This is a genomic window from Staphylococcus sp. EG-SA-14, assembly GCF_017151935.1.
Classification (GTDB): Bacteria; Bacillota; Bacilli; order Staphylococcales; family Staphylococcaceae; genus Staphylococcus; species Staphylococcus aureus.
The window spans coordinates 251,937-267,509 of the sequence record NZ_JACVZM010000001.1 but is presented as its reverse complement, the minus strand read 5'-3'; the positions used below and the strand labels follow the sequence as shown (position 1 = coordinate 267,509).

The 15,573-nt window shown below is 33.5% G+C and carries 20 protein-coding genes; 12 read left to right on the top strand and 8 right to left on the bottom strand.

The window, feature by feature from the left end; genetic code table 11:
• Positions 1-48: 48 nt before the first annotated feature.
• The 3 genes from IDG63_RS01305 to IDG63_RS01295 all read left to right on the top strand — a co-directional run bounded on the left by IDG63_RS01305 (position 49) and on the right by IDG63_RS01295 (position 1,946).
• Positions 49-459 carry an acyl-CoA thioesterase gene (locus IDG63_RS01305; RefSeq protein ID WP_000206033.1) on the top strand — a complete coding sequence of 137 codons (411 nt, stop codon included), beginning with the start codon at positions 49-51 and terminating at the stop codon, positions 457-459.
• Between the two features lie 41 nt (positions 460-500).
• On the top strand, positions 501-845 hold the full coding sequence (locus tag IDG63_RS01300; protein WP_000240662.1) for a thioredoxin family protein: 345 nt from the start codon (positions 501-503) through the stop codon (positions 843-845).
• Positions 846-977: 132 nt separating this feature from the next.
• The gene (locus tag IDG63_RS01295; RefSeq protein ID WP_001228169.1) at positions 978-1,946 is read left to right on the top strand and encodes an alpha/beta hydrolase fold domain-containing protein; all 969 of its coding nucleotides are present in this window, start codon (positions 978-980) and stop codon (positions 1,944-1,946) included.
• Positions 1,947-2,026: 80 nt separating this feature from the next.
• On the opposite strand, the gene IDG63_RS01290 is transcribed toward IDG63_RS01295, so the two are convergent.
• Both IDG63_RS01290 and IDG63_RS01285 read right to left on the bottom strand, forming a co-directional pair.
• Positions 2,027-2,962, bottom strand: coding sequence for a DMT family transporter (locus IDG63_RS01290; protein WP_072362001.1), 936 nt, complete (start codon positions 2,960-2,962; stop codon positions 2,027-2,029).
• Between the two features lie 182 nt (positions 2,963-3,144).
• Positions 3,145-3,348, bottom strand: a complete 204-nt coding sequence (locus IDG63_RS01285; RefSeq protein ID WP_001177188.1) for a hypothetical protein — start codon at positions 3,346-3,348, stop codon at positions 3,145-3,147.
• Positions 3,349-3,897: 549 nt separating this feature from the next.
• On the opposite strand from IDG63_RS01285, the gene IDG63_RS01280 reads away from it, so the two are divergent.
• From IDG63_RS01280 to IDG63_RS01260, 5 genes are all read left to right on the top strand, one after another.
• A complete protein-coding gene (locus IDG63_RS01280) occupies positions 3,898-4,941 on the top strand; it encodes a PTS sugar transporter subunit IIC (RefSeq protein WP_000353634.1) in 1,044 nt (347 codons plus the stop codon).
• Positions 4,942-4,943: 2 nt separating this feature from the next.
• Positions 4,944-5,624, top strand: a complete 681-nt coding sequence (gene sdaAB, locus IDG63_RS01275) for an L-serine ammonia-lyase, iron-sulfur-dependent subunit beta (protein ID WP_001140234.1) — start codon at positions 4,944-4,946, stop codon at positions 5,622-5,624.
• A 13-nt stretch (positions 5,625-5,637) separates the two neighbouring features.
• Entirely contained in the window at positions 5,638-6,537 is a 900-nt protein-coding gene (sdaAA, locus tag IDG63_RS01270; protein WP_000460421.1) for an L-serine ammonia-lyase, iron-sulfur-dependent, subunit alpha, read from the top strand.
• A gap of 18 nt (positions 6,538-6,555) precedes the next feature.
• Positions 6,556-6,654 (top strand): hypothetical protein, encoded by a 99-nt coding sequence (locus IDG63_RS01265; RefSeq protein ID WP_031774933.1) that lies wholly within the window; start codon positions 6,556-6,558, stop codon positions 6,652-6,654.
• A 61-nt stretch (positions 6,655-6,715) separates the two neighbouring features.
• Positions 6,716-6,886: a hypothetical protein gene (locus IDG63_RS01260; protein ID WP_001549802.1), complete on the top strand. Its 171-nt coding sequence runs from the start codon at positions 6,716-6,718 to the stop codon at positions 6,884-6,886.
• A gap of 493 nt (positions 6,887-7,379) precedes the next feature.
• Here the strand turns inward: IDG63_RS01260 and IDG63_RS01255 are convergent, their stop codons facing one another.
• Positions 7,380-7,871 (bottom strand): GNAT family N-acetyltransferase, encoded by a 492-nt coding sequence (locus tag IDG63_RS01255; protein ID WP_000617355.1) that lies wholly within the window; start codon positions 7,869-7,871, stop codon positions 7,380-7,382.
• 193 nt (positions 7,872-8,064) lie between these two features.
• Between IDG63_RS01255 and srtA the strand changes: the two genes are divergently transcribed.
• Complete coding sequence (srtA, locus tag IDG63_RS01250; protein WP_000759359.1) at positions 8,065-8,685, top strand: class A sortase SrtA; 621 nt, start codon at positions 8,065-8,067, stop codon at positions 8,683-8,685.
• A 161-nt stretch (positions 8,686-8,846) separates the two neighbouring features.
• Here the strand turns inward: srtA and IDG63_RS01245 are convergent, their stop codons facing one another.
• On the bottom strand, positions 8,847-9,578 hold the full coding sequence (locus IDG63_RS01245) for a peptide ABC transporter permease (protein ID WP_001792480.1): 732 nt from the start codon (positions 9,576-9,578) through the stop codon (positions 8,847-8,849).
• A gap of 5 nt (positions 9,579-9,583) precedes the next feature.
• The gene (locus IDG63_RS01240; RefSeq protein ID WP_000773917.1) at positions 9,584-10,219 is read right to left on the bottom strand and encodes an ATP-binding cassette domain-containing protein; all 636 of its coding nucleotides are present in this window, start codon (positions 10,217-10,219) and stop codon (positions 9,584-9,586) included.
• Positions 10,220-10,539: 320 nt separating this feature from the next.
• Here IDG63_RS01240 and IDG63_RS01235 point away from each other — a divergent pair, with 320 nt between their 5' ends.
• Complete coding sequence (locus IDG63_RS01235) at positions 10,540-11,340, top strand: Cof-type HAD-IIB family hydrolase (protein ID WP_000237517.1); 801 nt, start codon at positions 10,540-10,542, stop codon at positions 11,338-11,340.
• A gap of 248 nt (positions 11,341-11,588) precedes the next feature.
• On the opposite strand, the gene IDG63_RS01230 is transcribed toward IDG63_RS01235, so the two are convergent.
• A complete protein-coding gene (locus IDG63_RS01230; RefSeq protein ID WP_000161536.1) occupies positions 11,589-12,581 on the bottom strand; it encodes a D-lactate dehydrogenase in 993 nt (330 codons plus the stop codon).
• A 269-nt stretch (positions 12,582-12,850) separates the two neighbouring features.
• Here IDG63_RS01230 and IDG63_RS01225 point away from each other — a divergent pair, with 269 nt between their 5' ends.
• On the top strand, positions 12,851-13,522 hold the full coding sequence (locus IDG63_RS01225; protein WP_000069102.1) for an NAD(P)H-dependent oxidoreductase: 672 nt from the start codon (positions 12,851-12,853) through the stop codon (positions 13,520-13,522).
• Positions 13,523-13,641: 119 nt separating this feature from the next.
• Here IDG63_RS01225 and IDG63_RS01220 read toward each other — a convergent pair whose 3' ends face one another.
• Together IDG63_RS01220 and IDG63_RS01215 are read right to left on the bottom strand one after the other, a co-directional pair.
• Complete coding sequence (locus tag IDG63_RS01220; protein ID WP_000863985.1) at positions 13,642-14,448, bottom strand: VOC family protein; 807 nt, start codon at positions 14,446-14,448, stop codon at positions 13,642-13,644.
• Positions 14,449-14,618: 170 nt separating this feature from the next.
• On the bottom strand, positions 14,619-14,903 hold the full coding sequence (locus IDG63_RS01215; RefSeq protein ID WP_000067118.1) for a GNAT family N-acetyltransferase: 285 nt from the start codon (positions 14,901-14,903) through the stop codon (positions 14,619-14,621).
• Positions 14,904-15,130: 227 nt separating this feature from the next.
• Here IDG63_RS01215 and mhqR point away from each other — a divergent pair, with 227 nt between their 5' ends.
• Positions 15,131-15,565 carry a MarR family transcriptional regulator MhqR gene (gene mhqR / locus IDG63_RS01210; protein WP_000376238.1) on the top strand — a complete coding sequence of 145 codons (435 nt, stop codon included), beginning with the start codon at positions 15,131-15,133 and terminating at the stop codon, positions 15,563-15,565.
• The last annotated feature ends 8 nt before the right edge of the window (positions 15,566-15,573 follow it).

The window sequence follows — 15,573 nt, the reverse complement described above, 5'->3', positions numbered from 1 at the left end:
AATTAACATGATTTTAAATCTATTTGTAAGATAAGGAGATTTGTCATTATGACAACAGAAGGTCTATTAGTTGCAGAGAAAGAAATCGAAGTGAATGGTTACGACATTGATGCGATGGGTGTCGTTAGTAATATCGTTTATATTAGATGGTTCGAAGATTTGAGAACAGCGTTTATTAATCAGCACATGAATTACTCAACAATGATCAATCAAGGCATTTCACCTATACTTATGAAAACGGAAGCAGAGTATAAAGTACCTGTCACAATACATGACAAACCAGTAGGTCGTATTTACTTAGTTAAAGCAAGCAAGATGAAATGGGTGTTTCAGTTTGAAATTGTGTCCGCACATGGCGTGCATTGTATTGGTACACAGACAGGCGGTTTTTACAGATTGAGCGATAAGAAGATAACCTCTGTGCCACAAGTGTTTCAAGACATTTTAGCAACAAAATAATGACTTCATTTTAAAATATAAAAAGTAAGAAGGTGTTCGAAATGGTTAAGCAATTAAATAGTGTCGAAGCATTCCGTGAATTTATTCATCAATATCCGTTAGCAGTTGTACATGTCATGCGCGATCAGTGTAGCGTGTGTCATGCCGTTTTACCACAAATTGAAGACTTGATGCAATCATATCCCAATGTGCCATTAGCTGTGATTAATCAAAGTCAGGTGGAAGCTATTGCTGGAGAATTAAATATTTTCACTGTACCTGTGGATTTAATTTTTATGAATGGAAAAGAAATGCATCGTCAAGGGCGTTTTATCGATATGCAACGTTTTGAACATCATCTTAAGCAAATGAATGATAGTGTAAATAACGATGTCGATGAGCATTAATATCGCAAATGATTAGCATTGCTAAGATTATGTAGACATCATAACTTATTTCCCAGTAAATATTGGTAGTAATAAGAATCAGCATGGTACAGTAGAACTATAGTAGAAATCATCAAAGAGGAGTGACGACAAATGCGTAAAAAATGGTCTACACTTGCGTTTGGATTTTTAGTAGCAGCATACGCACATATTAGAATTAAAGAAAAACGCAGTGTGAAAAGTTATATGTTAGAACAAGGTATACGATTATCTAGAGCTAAGCGTCGTTTTATGTATAAAGAAGAAGCGATGAAAGCATTAGAAAAAATGGCGCCACAGACAGCAGGTGAATATGAGGGCACCAATTATCAGTTTAAGATGCCAGTAACAGTGGATAAGCACTACGGTTCAACCGTTTATACCGTTAATGATAAACAAGATAAGCATCAACGTGTTGTATTATACGCACATGGAGGCGCATGGTTCCAAGACCCACTTAAAATTCACTTCGAATTTATTGATGAACTTGCAGAAACACTCAATGCTAAAGTCATCATGCCAGTATATCCGAAGATTCCGCATCAAGATTATCAAGCGACGTATGTGCTTTTTGAAAAGTTATACCATGATTTATTGAATCAAGTAGCAGATTCTAAACAAATCGTTGTAATGGGTGACTCTGCGGGCGGTCAAATTGCTTTATCATTTGCTCAATTGTTAAAAGAAAAACATATTGTGCAACCAGGACATATTGTATTAATTTCACCAGTTTTAGATGCAACGATGCAGCATCCTGAAATTCCTGACTACTTAAAGAAAGACCCAATGGTAGGTGTGGATGGCAGTGTGTTCTTAGCTGAACAATGGGCAGGGGACACACCTTTAGATAACTACAAAGTATCACCAATTAATGGTGACTTAGATGGTTTAGGTCGTATTACATTAACTGTTGGCACAAAAGAAGTACTGTACCCAGATGCTTTGAACTTATCGCAATTGTTGAGTGCAAAAGGTATCGAACATGACTTTATACCTGGATATTACCAATTCCATATTTATCCAGTATTTCCGATACCAGAGCGCCGACGCTTTTTATACCAAGTGAAAAATATTATTAATTAAAATAAAAAACTCTGATATCACATACAAGGTAGCTACGTTGTTAAAAATAGTTACTTGCTAAAGTGATTATCAGAGTTTTCTTATTCATCTAATGCTTCAGGTTGTCTTTTAAGTGATAGTAATAAAATTAAAATCATAATAAGAATGATGCCTACGATTTGAAATGGTTTGAATGCCACATGTAACCATAGACTGCTTGCGATAACGGCTACGACAGGTTCAACAGTTCCGAATAATGTTGTTTCTTTCGCTGATATGTATTGTAAACTGTCGATAAAGAAATAAAATGCGAGTGCGGTACCACCGATAATACCAAAGATTAAAAATAATATAATTGATATGTCCCATTTAGTGATATCAATGTGCCAAATTGGATGGCGTAAATTCATCGCAACACCAGAAATAAGCATTGCCCACCCGACAATTAGAATCGAACCGAAGCGGTTAAGTAGGTCTGAAGGATAAATTGTGTAAAAAGCGAGTGCTACACCAGCTAAAATACCCCAGAATAAACTTGCAGGATTGACGACTAAATTAGAAAATGAACCATTCGTTAATAATAAAAATGTTCCTAATAGTGTCATGATAATAGCAAGCACATCAAATAATGTTAGTTTTGCAACGCCTCTTATGACAAACCAAATAATAATATAAACTGGCGCAATGTATTGTAGTAATGTTGCAATCGCAGCATTACCTGTATTAATAGATGCCATATAAGCATATTGTACAACTAACATGCCCAGTATACTGAAGATAAGTAATTTGCCTAACATACGTCGATCTTGGAATACGCTAAATATAGAACGTTTGGGTTGCATCATTTTGTACATAATAAGTAAGAAAACACCACTGACTACAAGTCGAGCAGTGACGTACCAATCGACATTAATATTCTTATATTTGAACAAGAAATCAGAAACAGTACCACCTAATCCCCATAAACAAGCACCGACAATGGCAAGTATAATTCCTTTTAAACGCAAAGCTGAATGATTATTCGCCAAGTATCTCACCCCTTTAAAACTTAACACCAACAACATAAAATATGTCGGTGTATGATAATGATTTAATTCATTATATCGACTTTTAAGAAAGAGTGAAATGAGAAAATAAAAAAATCATCTAAGATGTAGTGGTCTAGATGATAGATAAATGAATCGATATGGGAAATGAATGTTGAAACACAGAGGATAAACTATTTAAATGAGATTTCAGGAAGACTCAAATGTTTTTGCGTAAGAGATCCATGATGAGAATGCTGACTATCTAACACGAAATGTGATACATCATGTCCAGTCATACTCGTATATAAAATAATGACTAAATAAGAAGTGAACGTTATAAAGATAAGTGTTAAATAGATAGAAATTGCAACTTTAACGGAATGACTCAATTGCACCTTTATCGCCTCCACTAAGTTATACTAAATATTTTCATCTTCAGTATAACCAGCCATTGTTAAGTTGATGTAAATTTAGCTTTAAAAAAAGTAAAGATTCAACCTATAGACTATCATCATTCCTATCAGAAAACTAAAAATAATATCCTACTTTAATTATCTTATTGCAAATATATGTGTAATAAGTTATTTTTGAATATAGTGTGCGGTTTTATAAACACAGCACAAAAACAAAAAATAAATAGCTCGAAAGATAAAGTGTATAAATATTAAAGATTTTTAGAAATATTACTCACTTTCAGATGTAAAAAAGTTATCAAAAAACTGTCACACAACTGTTTGAAATATAGAGTAAAAAGTTAATTAGTAAATATTAATGACAACATAAGTAGTTTTTGAAACAATCCATTTTAAAAATCTTTCACAAATATGAAATATTTCACTTAAATATTTGATTTGATAACAGATAAAAGTTGAAAACGTTTTCTTAAGGGTGTACGATGTTTATGGTCTGAAAATAAAATAAACATAGAGAGAGGTTTTTGGGAAATGGATATTCTGTTAGGTGTAGGCACATTAGTCTTGGTTTTAGTGATCATGACGCTATTTTTAAAGTATGCACCGTACGGTAAACAAGGACTACAAGCATTATCCGGTGCAGCTTGTGCGACATTTCTACCACAAGCATTCTTAAGTTACGCTATTGGTGGCGTATTTGATATTAAATTTCTACAAGATATTGGGGATTTAGCAGGAAGTTTAAGCGGTATCGCAGTAGGTATTCTAACGTGCTTAAACTTAGGCGTTGCACCAGTATTTGCGGTTATTGTTGGTTTAGTATTACATGACTTTAAATTATTACCAGCATTCATCGCAGCTTATGGCGTAGCTTTTTTAATTAAATGGATTGAAAAGAAAGTTCCAGAAGGCTTGGACTTAATTGTGGTGATCTTATTTGCACCAGCAATTGCTTTCGGACTTGCATCAATCATTACACCTGGTGTGCTAGCAACATTAAAACAAATAGGTAGTGCTGTCACTGCGGTAGGTGATAACAATCCATATGCATTAGCGGTCATTTTAGGACTAGTGATTCCTGTTACAGGTATGACACCGCTAAGTTCAATGGTATTAACAAGTTTATTAGGACTGACAGGTGTTCCTATGGCTATTGGAGCACTAACATGTACAGGTAGCTCATTTGTTAACCTTATTTTATTCCGAAAATTAAACATTGGTGGACCGTCAAAAGCATTTGCAGTTTGTATTGAGCCATTGACGCAAATTGATTTAATAGCGCAATATCCAGTACAACTATATGGTACAAATGCACTGATTGGGGTCGTCAACGCATGTATCGTGACATTTAGCGGACTAGTAATAGGTGTCAAAGGTATGGCAACACCAATTGCAGGCGCCATCGTATTGTTTGGCTTTAATAATGCAGTGACATCAATTGTAACAATCGCAACAGTGATTATTGTCAGCATTGTCTTAGCCTATATTATTGGAACACTAATTAATAAGTTTAATTTAATGAATATCAACTTTAAAATGCCGAGCAAAAAGAATCATATTAAGGAGAGTGTTTAATTATGGCAAAGAGCTATGATTATCAAAGTGCTTTCGATATTATCGGACCAGTTATGATGGGCCCTTCAAGTTCTCATACGGCTGGTGCAGTAAAGATTGGGAATTCAGCACGCGCAATATTGGGAGATATTCCTAAAAATATTGAAATACATTATTATGAATCATTTGCTCAAACACACCAAGGACATGGTACAGATGTCGCTATTGTGGGTGGAGCAATGGGATATTCAACATTTGATAACCGAATTAAATCTTCATTAGAAATTGCAGCTGATGATGGTATTAAAATAGATATCATCGAAGAAGAAGGCGATAGTATTGGTCAACATCCAAACTGTGCTTATATCAAATCATCTCGTAATGATGGTCGCTACATTGAAATTATCGGTATTTCAATCGGTGGTGGTACAATTAAAATTAAAGGTATTCATATAAATGGACTAGAAGTAGATTTAAATCATGGATTACCAATTTTAGTTGTTGACGGAAATATGACTAAAGCACAAGTAAATCATTTCATCAATGATATCAACGATATGAAATTAGACTGTAAAGATGAATTTATTAAGATAGATGAAGATAAATGCTTGGTTGTAATACCATTAAATAAAGCAATCTCAGAATCAACATTAAATACAATTAAAGAGAAATACAGTGACGTAAACGTTTCCTATATAAATTAGAGGGGGAATAAACATGTTTGATTCAATTAGAGAGACTATAGATTATGCCGTAGAAAATAATATGTCATTTGCGGATATCATGGTTAAAGAAGAAATGGAATTAAGCGGTAAATCACGTGATGAAGTGCGAGCGCAAATGAAACAAAATTTAGATGTCATGCGAGACGCAGTAATCAAAGGGACGACAGGTGATGGCGTTGAAAGTGTAACGGGCTACACTGGTCATGACGCTGCTAAACTACGTGATTATAATGAAACACATCATGCTTTGTCTGGATATGAAATGATTGACGCAGTCAAAGGTGCCATTGCAACAAATGAAGTCAATGCTGCGATGGGTATTATTTGTGCAACGCCAACAGCTGGTTCCTCGGGTACCATTCCCGGTGCACTTTTTAAATTAGAAAAAACACATGATTTAACAGAAGAGCAAATGATTGATTTCTTATTCACTTCAGCATTGTTTGGGCGTGTCGTAGCAAACAATGCAAGTGTAGCTGGTGCAACAGGTGGCTGCCAAGCTGAAGTTGGTTCAGCATCTGCAATGGCCGCAGCTGCAGCAGTAGCTATATTCGGAGGATCACCAGAAGCATCCGGGCACGCTATGGCATTAGCGATAAGTAATTTATTAGGTTTAGTTTGTGACCCAGTAGCCGGACTTGTTGAAATTCCTTGTGTTATGAGAAATGCAATTGGTTCGGGTAACGCTTTAATTTCAGCAGATTTAGCATTAGCAGGTATTGAGAGTAGAATCCCTGTTGATGAAGTTATTGAAGCAATGGATAAGGTTGGTCGTAACCTTCCTGCATCATTACGTGAAACTGGATTGGGTGGACTAGCAGGCACACCAACTGGCGAAGCAATTAAACGTAAAATCTTTGGCACAGCTGAAGATATGGTTAAAAATAATTAATGAGATAACAATAAGATATTGATAAAAAAGAAGCATCTGTCTGGATCATTAGTACCAGATAGATGCTTCTTAATTATCTCTCATAAAGTTGAAAGATTTATGGGAAATGCATGCTAATCAAAATAGTGATTGCAAAAGCGTCCCCGTATATCTAAAATAACTTAAAAGGAGTGATGATATGCTAAGACTATCAATCATCTTTATAGCATTCATCATTAACACAACGATTACATATGGATATACGACTGAGGGAACGTGGGTCAATCTATTATTTAAATCTTTATCGCTCAGCATGATTATCGTTTTCATGTTCTACTATATTCGTTTTGTTATTGAGAAAAAGCGTTAAATCAAAGCTATGGGGATAGTATTTGAAAAGAATAAATAAAAGGGACGATGTAAATCAATGTAATATGCTCTACAAAGTTATATTGGCAGTAGTTGACTGAACGAAAATGCGCTTGTAACAAGCTTTTTGGGCCCCAACACAGAAGCTGACGAAAAGTCAGCTTACGATAATGTGCAAGTTGGCGGGGCCCCAACAAAGAGAAATTGGATTCCCAATTTCTACAGACAATGTAAGTTGGGGTGGGACGACGATAAAGAAATACTTTTTCTATAGAAATTAGTATTTCTTATGCATGAGTTTTACTCATGTATTCCTATTTTTAAGTACACATTAGCTGTGGCTAATGTGTAAGAACCACTACATAATAAATCATTAGTGGCTCTTTATCATTTCTGTCTCACTCCCCTGAGAAGTTTAAAATTTTATATGTTGGCTTGTTATGTTAAGTGAATTGACATGGTCGTCTTGTTTATATTATGTGATTCAAACATTACTAGTCTTGTAAATCTAATTCGTAAAATGCTAAATCTAACCATTGATTAAATTTAAAACCTACATTGGTCAGTGTGCCGGCATGCTTGAAAGCAAACTTTTGATGTAATTTAATACTCGCTTCATTAGAAGCATCAATACCAGCAACAAGTGTACGATAACCTTTAGCTTTTGCCTCTACAATTAAACGCTGTAATAATTGACTAGCGATACCTTTTCCTCTAGCTGAAGCATCGACATAAATAGAATGCTCGATAGTATATTGATATGCTGGCCAAGGTCTAAACGAACCGAACGTCGCAAATCCTAATACACTTCCATTTTCCTCAAATACAAAGATAGGCTCATGATTACGTTGTTTCGTTTCAAACCATGCGATACGTTCGTCTATGGTTTGCGGTTTATAAGTATAAACAGCTGTTGTATTAATAATGGCATCGTTGTATATCGCTAATATAGCGTTTAAATCTTCTTTTTTAGCACATCGAATCATAATAATTCCCCCTTAGTAATTATTAAAAGCGTTTCGTTATTTGAATGCAAATATGTGTAATGAAATCTAACGTAAAAGCATACATGTAAATTTTATAGTATAAAATGAATTGCTATGAGTCATTTTGAAATTAATGGTATACTATATGAAATGTTAATAGGCATTGTGAAATGTATAAAAGGAGCCTTAACGTATGAAAAAATGGACAAATCGATTAATGACAATCGCTGGTGTGGTACTTATCCTAGTGGCAGCATATTTGTTTGCTAAACCACATATCGATAATTATCTTCACGATAAAGATAAAGATGAAAAGATTGAACAATATGATAAAAATGTAAAAGAACAGGCGAGTAAGGATAAAAAGCAGCAAGCTAAACCTCAAATTCCGAAAGATAAATCGAAAGTGGCAGGCTATATTGAAATTCCAGATGCTGATATTAAAGAACCAGTATATCCAGGACCAGCAACACCTGAACAATTAAATAGAGGTGTAAGCTTTGCAGAAGAAAACGAATCACTAGATGATCAAAATATTTCAATTGCAGGACACACTTTCATTGACCGTCCGAACTATCAATTTACAAATCTTAAAGCAGCCAAAAAAGGTAGTATGGTGTACTTTAAAGTTGGTAATGAAACACGTAAGTATAAAATGACAAGTATAAGAGATGTTAAGCCTACAGATGTGGAAGTTCTAGATGAACAAAAAGGTAAAGATAAACAATTAACATTAATTACTTGTGATGATTACAATGAAAAGACAGGCGTTTGGGAAAAACGTAAAATCTTTGTAGCTACAGAAGTCAAATAATCTATTACGCTAATGGATGAATATATTGAGTGGAAAACAGTCTTGATTGCGAGACTGTTTTTTTGTTTGGTATGAGGTAGCAATGACGACGTGTCATTGGTGGAGATTGTAAAAATACATAATAAAAAGGAGCGACAATGGATGCCGCTCCTTTTTATGTACTACATACCGATTTTCAACCATCTCTTTCTACTTAGTAATAAGACAATAGTATTAACTATAAATAGAAGAACGAAGAATGATACTGTATTTATAATTTCAGTAGGACACATAAATGTTGACTCGTTATTCAATATTTTTTCTACGGCACGATACATCGTATTGCTCGCCTCAAATGGAGCAACGATACCAAATATATTTTTATTAATGGCAACTAAGATGACTGAACCAATCCAATATACAATGCTGATACCTAAGCTGATTAAAATATTAGGTGAAACCATACTAATCGTTCCAACAACTAAGATATATTGTAAGATAACGAGTGAAAATAAGATTATTAATAGTAAGTAATGTGAGAAATCCGAATATATAATTGAAATAATTGTGATACTTAGAATTATGAACACTAAACATTCAAAAAATAACACTGCTACCTTTTTATAGAAGAAGGTAAAGATATTATCGCCAATCAATTTATAAAACAGGATATTTTTATTCGAATACTCTTTATTAATAAAATATGCAATAACAAATGAAAATAGTAAGAACCCTAATTGCGTTGCAACAGTATATGAACTGAAGAAAAACTGGCTATAGCTTAAACTTTTAACTTTGTCTATTCCTATTGGTAAAAAATACCCAAGTAAGAAAAGGAATATGAATAGCACACCAAGCGTGTAAATAATTTTATTGGAAATACTTTTTTTAAATTCTAATTTCAAAGTGGACACCTCAATTATAAATTAATGTAATCATTTATGACTTCTTCTTTTGATTGGTACTCTTCTATTTGAAGGTCTTTAAAAATAAAGTATTTACCCGGCAAAGCACTTAAATCGGATAAATTATGTGTAATATTGATAATAGTTTTAGTTTGATGGCTTTGAATAAAATCATTTAAAAATTCATAAATTTCATTAACTGTTTTCTTGTCTAAAGCGTTTGTAACTTCATCTAATATGATTAAATCATGATCTTCCAATAAGAAACTTAATAATTTAAGCTTTTGTTTTTGACCATCACTCAAGTTTTTTAGTAGTACGTTAGACGGTATTGCTTCGATGTTTAGTATGTTATAAATCTTATCGAATGTTTGTCGATTGTTTTCAAATTTTGATTTTAACAATGATAATAAAAAATCTTTTGTTATATCATTAGGAATATTTGATGAACTTGATATTAAGGTTACATTTTGAGAAATGGACTTAGGGATATTTCCACTATGATTTAGTAAGAAATCTTTAGCTAATAAAGATTTTCCTACACCATTTTTACCAACAATGTGATTGATCTGACCAAGATAGAAATTTAAATCACAATTGTCAACTAGTTGTTTGTTTTTAACTTTTAAAGAATAGTTATTTAGTTTCATGTATACAACTCCTATGTATAAAGGGATTTATTACACCGATATTTAATTGTATTTTTGAAAATTCTTTCACATTATGTATAGATGTTATAAATTAGTATATCACACTATATTTTGTCCAAATGATAAATATATCGTTATATTTTTACAATATTCTGAAATTTATGTTCGCCTCCGAATGCTATATCCAGTGTAATGTGTTTTGCATATATGAAAGCAATTTCAAAATGTGAATATAGGTTCATTGTGGTATGACAAACTTCATTGCTTGTCATGAGATGGATATAATGAAGACGACTAAAAGAGCAATGAGGAGGATAATCATGGTTAAGGCTATTGCGGTAGATATGGACGGGACGTTTTTAGATTCAAAAAAGACATATGATAAACTTAGATTTGAAGCGATTTTTACTGAACTTAGAAATAGAGATATTACATTTATTGCTGCGAGTGGCAATCAATATGCGAAGTTGAAGTCTATTTTCGGGGATAGAGATATGTATTTTATTTCTGAAAATGGTGCAGTTATTTATAATGGCAATGAGTTATATAATTATAAAAGCTTTAATCGTCAGGTGTTTCAACAGGTTGTCGATTACTTAAATATGAAGCAAAGTATTGATCAACTCGTCATCTGTGGTTTGAAAAGCGCGTATATTTTAAAACATACTTCTGAAGCGTTTAAAGAAGATACGAGATTTTATTATCATCAGTTAAAAGAAATTGACAGTCTACAGCAATTACCTGAGGATGATTATGTCAAAATAGCATTTAATATTAATCGTGAGACGCATCCGAATGTTGACGAAGAAGTAGCAACGCAATTCAGCAATGATATTAAACTTGTCTCAAGTGGGCACGATAGCATTGATATTATTATGCCAAACATGACTAAAGGGCAGGCATTAAAACGATTGTTAGATAAATGGGAAATGTCTCCTTCAGAGCTCATGGCCTTCGGAGATGCGAATAATGATAAAGATATGTTAGCGTTCGCTAAGCATAGTTATGTGATGGAAAATAGTCATGATGAAGAATTGTTCAATATTGCCTCTGCTGTCGCTCCAAGTAATGATAAGCAGGGTGTATTAACGATTATCGAACAAGAAGTGTTGAAAAAGTAGGTAGTATATCATCAATGAAGCAGCTATCATGATACTAAATACATGTTAAATGAAAACTTTGAATACGAATCATCAAATATTAATATATCTCAAACAGGTTAGGCAATAATGCCATAGTAAAATAAGCGCACTAAAATCATTTGAATAGATGATAAAATAAAGCGGATTTTAATCAAATCGATTTTGATACAGATATACAAAATAAAAAGCAAAGGCACATGGCGCGCCTTTGCTTTTAAATATATATATTAATTTAAACGTGTTTCACATGTACCAGTGTTAATGACAGATAATGCTGCGTTTAAACCACCTTCAACAAGGTTTTGTACTGCTTCATCAGAGAAGAAAGCAATATGTGGTGTTACTAAAATTCTTTCATGTTCGATTAACTCTAATAATGTTTTATCGTCAATGTCTTTATTAGTCCAGTCATTTGTGAAGTATGCTGCTTCATTTTCATAAGTATCAATCGCAGCACCTAACAAAGTACCATCGTTCACTGCAGCGATTAAATCAGGTGTATTGATGACTGCACCACGTGCTGCGTTAACTAAGATTGCACCTTTTTTCACATGATCAAACATTGCTTTATCGAATAAATGATAGCTTTCTTTGTTCGCTGGAACATGTAAAGAAATAATATCGGCATCTTTAATAGCTTCTTTAACACTATCTTTATAAGTTAAAAAGTCTAAATCTTTATTAGGATAGGCGTCATAAGCTGTAATTGTAGCACCAAATCCTGCATATATTTTAGCTGTAGCAGCACCGATACGACCCGTACCAATAATTGCAACAGTCATATTTTTAACTGGTTTAGACATGATTTCTGCTTGCCAAGTAAAATCATGTGCTTGTACACGGCGTTCAATATCTGGGAAGCGACGCACTAATTGTAGGGCGATAGAAACAGAATACTCTGCAATTGTTTCAGGTGAATAACTAGGAACGTTAGATATCACAATATTGTGTTTTTTAGCTAAATCTAAATCATACATATCAAATCCAGCAGTACGTTGTGCAATTTGTTTAATACCGTAAGATTCTAATTTAGGATAAACGTCATTTTCTAACTTACCAAATTGCATTGTAGTTACGCCATCGTAATCTTTTAATTGATCGACTGTAGCACTTGATAATAGCTCTTTAGAAGTAGTTACTTCGACATTATTCTTTTTCCCCCAATTTAATGCCATCTCTTTCTCATAATCACGCGTACCAAAGAACATAATTTTTGTCATTATTAAAAACCTCGCTTTTAAAAGATTGAAAAGTAAATGAGTGAAATTAAAGATTATGCACATTAAAATCACGCCACAATTTAATTGTGAAAAATATCACAAATATATTATAACACTAAATTTCCCAAAATTCAAAAGTGTGTTTTATTGCAGAAAACTTATAACATGTGCGCAAGTTATAGTGAATTGCAAACGGATTACTTTAGTCTTTTTAAAACATGAAGTATAATTTGTATAGCAATAAATATAAAAATGGGAGGCTATGTTCAATGAGCAATATGAATCAAACAATTATGGATGCATTTCATTTCAGACATGCGACTAAGCAATTCGATCCACAAAAGAAAGTTTCGAAAGAAGATTTTGAAACAATATTAGAGTCAGGTAGATTGTCTCCAAGTTCTCTTGGGTTAGAACCTTGGAAGTTTGTCGTGATTCAAGATCAAGCGTTACGTGATGAATTAAAAGCGCACAGTTGGGGCGCAGCAAAACAATTAGATACAGCGAGCCATTTTGTGCTAATTTTTGCGCGTAAAAATGTAACGTCAAGATCACCGTATGTACAACATATGTTAAGAGATATTAAAAAATATGAGGCACAAACGATTCCAGCTGTTGAACAAAAATTCGATGCATTCCAAGCAGATTTCCATATTTCTGATAATGATCAAGCCTTGTATGACTGGTCAAGTAAACAAACGTATATTGCATTAGGCAATATGATGACGACAGCCGCATTGTTAGGTATTGATTCATGTCCGATGGAAGGTTTTAGTCTGGATACAGTGACAGACATTTTAGCAAATAAAGGGATCTTAGATACTGAGCAATTTGGTTTATCAGTGATGGTCGCATTTGGCTACAGACAACAAGTGCCACCGAAAAATAAAACACGCCAAGCTTATGAAGATGTTATTGAATGGGTTGGACCAAAAGAATAAATAGAATACCGTATGTCTAAATATATAAAATTAAAAAGTTAGCAATAAAAAAGCCTGCGATTACATAAATGAATCGCAGGCTTTTGCGTGAAAAAATTGTATTAATAAAGTATGGATGATTATTTTTCTGGAACAAGGTCAGTATTTGAATGAACTGTGATGTCAAACCCTTCTGGTGCCGTAAATGTATGTGTTGAGGCGTCGGGTTGATAAATATCAACATGTGTTAATCCATAACTTTGTGAATTGTTTTGTCTTGCTTGATTGGATTGCCAAGTATTAGCAGCAATATGATGGTGATAATGATTCGTTGACATAAATAGCGCACGTGGAAAATCAGACACATGTTGGAATCCTAATTGTTCAATGTAACATTGATATGCTGCGTCTAAATCATGTGTTTTTAAATGTAAGTGTCCAATCATGCCTTTTGCTGGCATTCCTTGCCAACCTTCATCAGTACGATGTGTTAATAAAGTTTGGCTATCAACTTCTAAAGTATCCATTTTAACTTTGCCATTTTGCCATTCCCATGAAGATGAAGGTCTATCGCGATAGACTTCAATACCATTACCTTCGGGGTCGTTGAAATATAAAGCTTCACTTACTAAATGATCACCAGCGCCGATGCCCATATTTTTTTGTGCCACGAAATATAAGAAGTTAGCTAGATCCTCAGTAGTTGGTAATAAAAATGCTATATGAAAAAGCCCTGCTTCACGTGGGGAAGTCTGACGGCCGTCTTCTAATAAATGTAACGTTAGAGTATGGCCACCAGTCCCAACAGATAATACGGTTGTATTATCGTCAGAACTTTTAACGGATAGTCCTAAAATGTTTTTGTAAAATGTTGTCATTAAGTCTAAGTCTCTTACGTTCAGTACAATGTTTGTCACTTGTGTTGCTGTTTTATCGTGAAATGCCATTATGCATCGCCTCTTTTTCTATTTTTCTATAAGTTAGTATAAAAAGTATACCAGAAAAGAAAATGAATTGATAGCATAAAGTTTGAAATGCAAAATAACTAGTCGTTTTGCAATTTTATATTGATGCGAACAAAAAAGCGATGGTACAGTTGCACCATCGCAAAATTTATTTAACCAAGATATACATCTTGATATGAATCTTCTTTTTCTAACATATTTTTGGCAAATGAACATGAGGCAATAATTTTCAAATTATTTTCTCGAGCGTGTTCAACAACTGCTTTAACTAGTTTTTTGCCAACACCTTGACCACCAAGTTCATCAGATACGCCTGTATGATCAATGTTAATTTCATTATTATCCACAAAACGGTATGTGATTTCAGCTAAAGCATTATTTTCATCATCACCAATATAGAATTTGTTCTCGCCTTGTTTGATTTCAAGGTTACTCATACATATCAACTCCTATCATGATTGATTATAGTATTTCCCTATTCTATTTTAACTTAAACGAAGTCAAAGGTGCATGACAGTCATGTGACGACATTGCCACTGTACAAGCAGTTATTTTTATTAAGCACAGTTTGAAATGAAGATGAAAACACGTATCTTGACATTAAATCTATTCAGCTATATAATTTATCTCGAAATCGAAATAAAATAAAAAAGTTGGTGATCATATGGATCGAACGAAACAATCTCTCAATGTTTTTGTCGGAATGAATAGGGCGTTAGACACATTAGAGCAAATTACAAAAGAAGACGTAAAGCGATATGGATTAAATATTACTGAATTTGCAGTGCTCGAGTTGCTTTATAATAAAGGTCCGCAACCAATTCAACGTATTAGAGACCGCGTATTAATTGCAAGTAGCAGCATTTCATATGTTGTAAGTCAATTAGAGGACAAAGGTTGGATTACACGTGAAAAGGATAAAGATGATAAACGTGTATATATGGCTTGTTTAACTGAAAAAGGTCAAAGTCAAATGGTAGATATTTTCCCTAAGCATGCTGAGACATTAACAAAAGCGTTTGATGTGTTAACAAAGGATGAATTAACAATCTTACAACAAGCGTTTAAGAAACTAAGTGCACAATCTACAGAAGTGTAAGGCGTGCA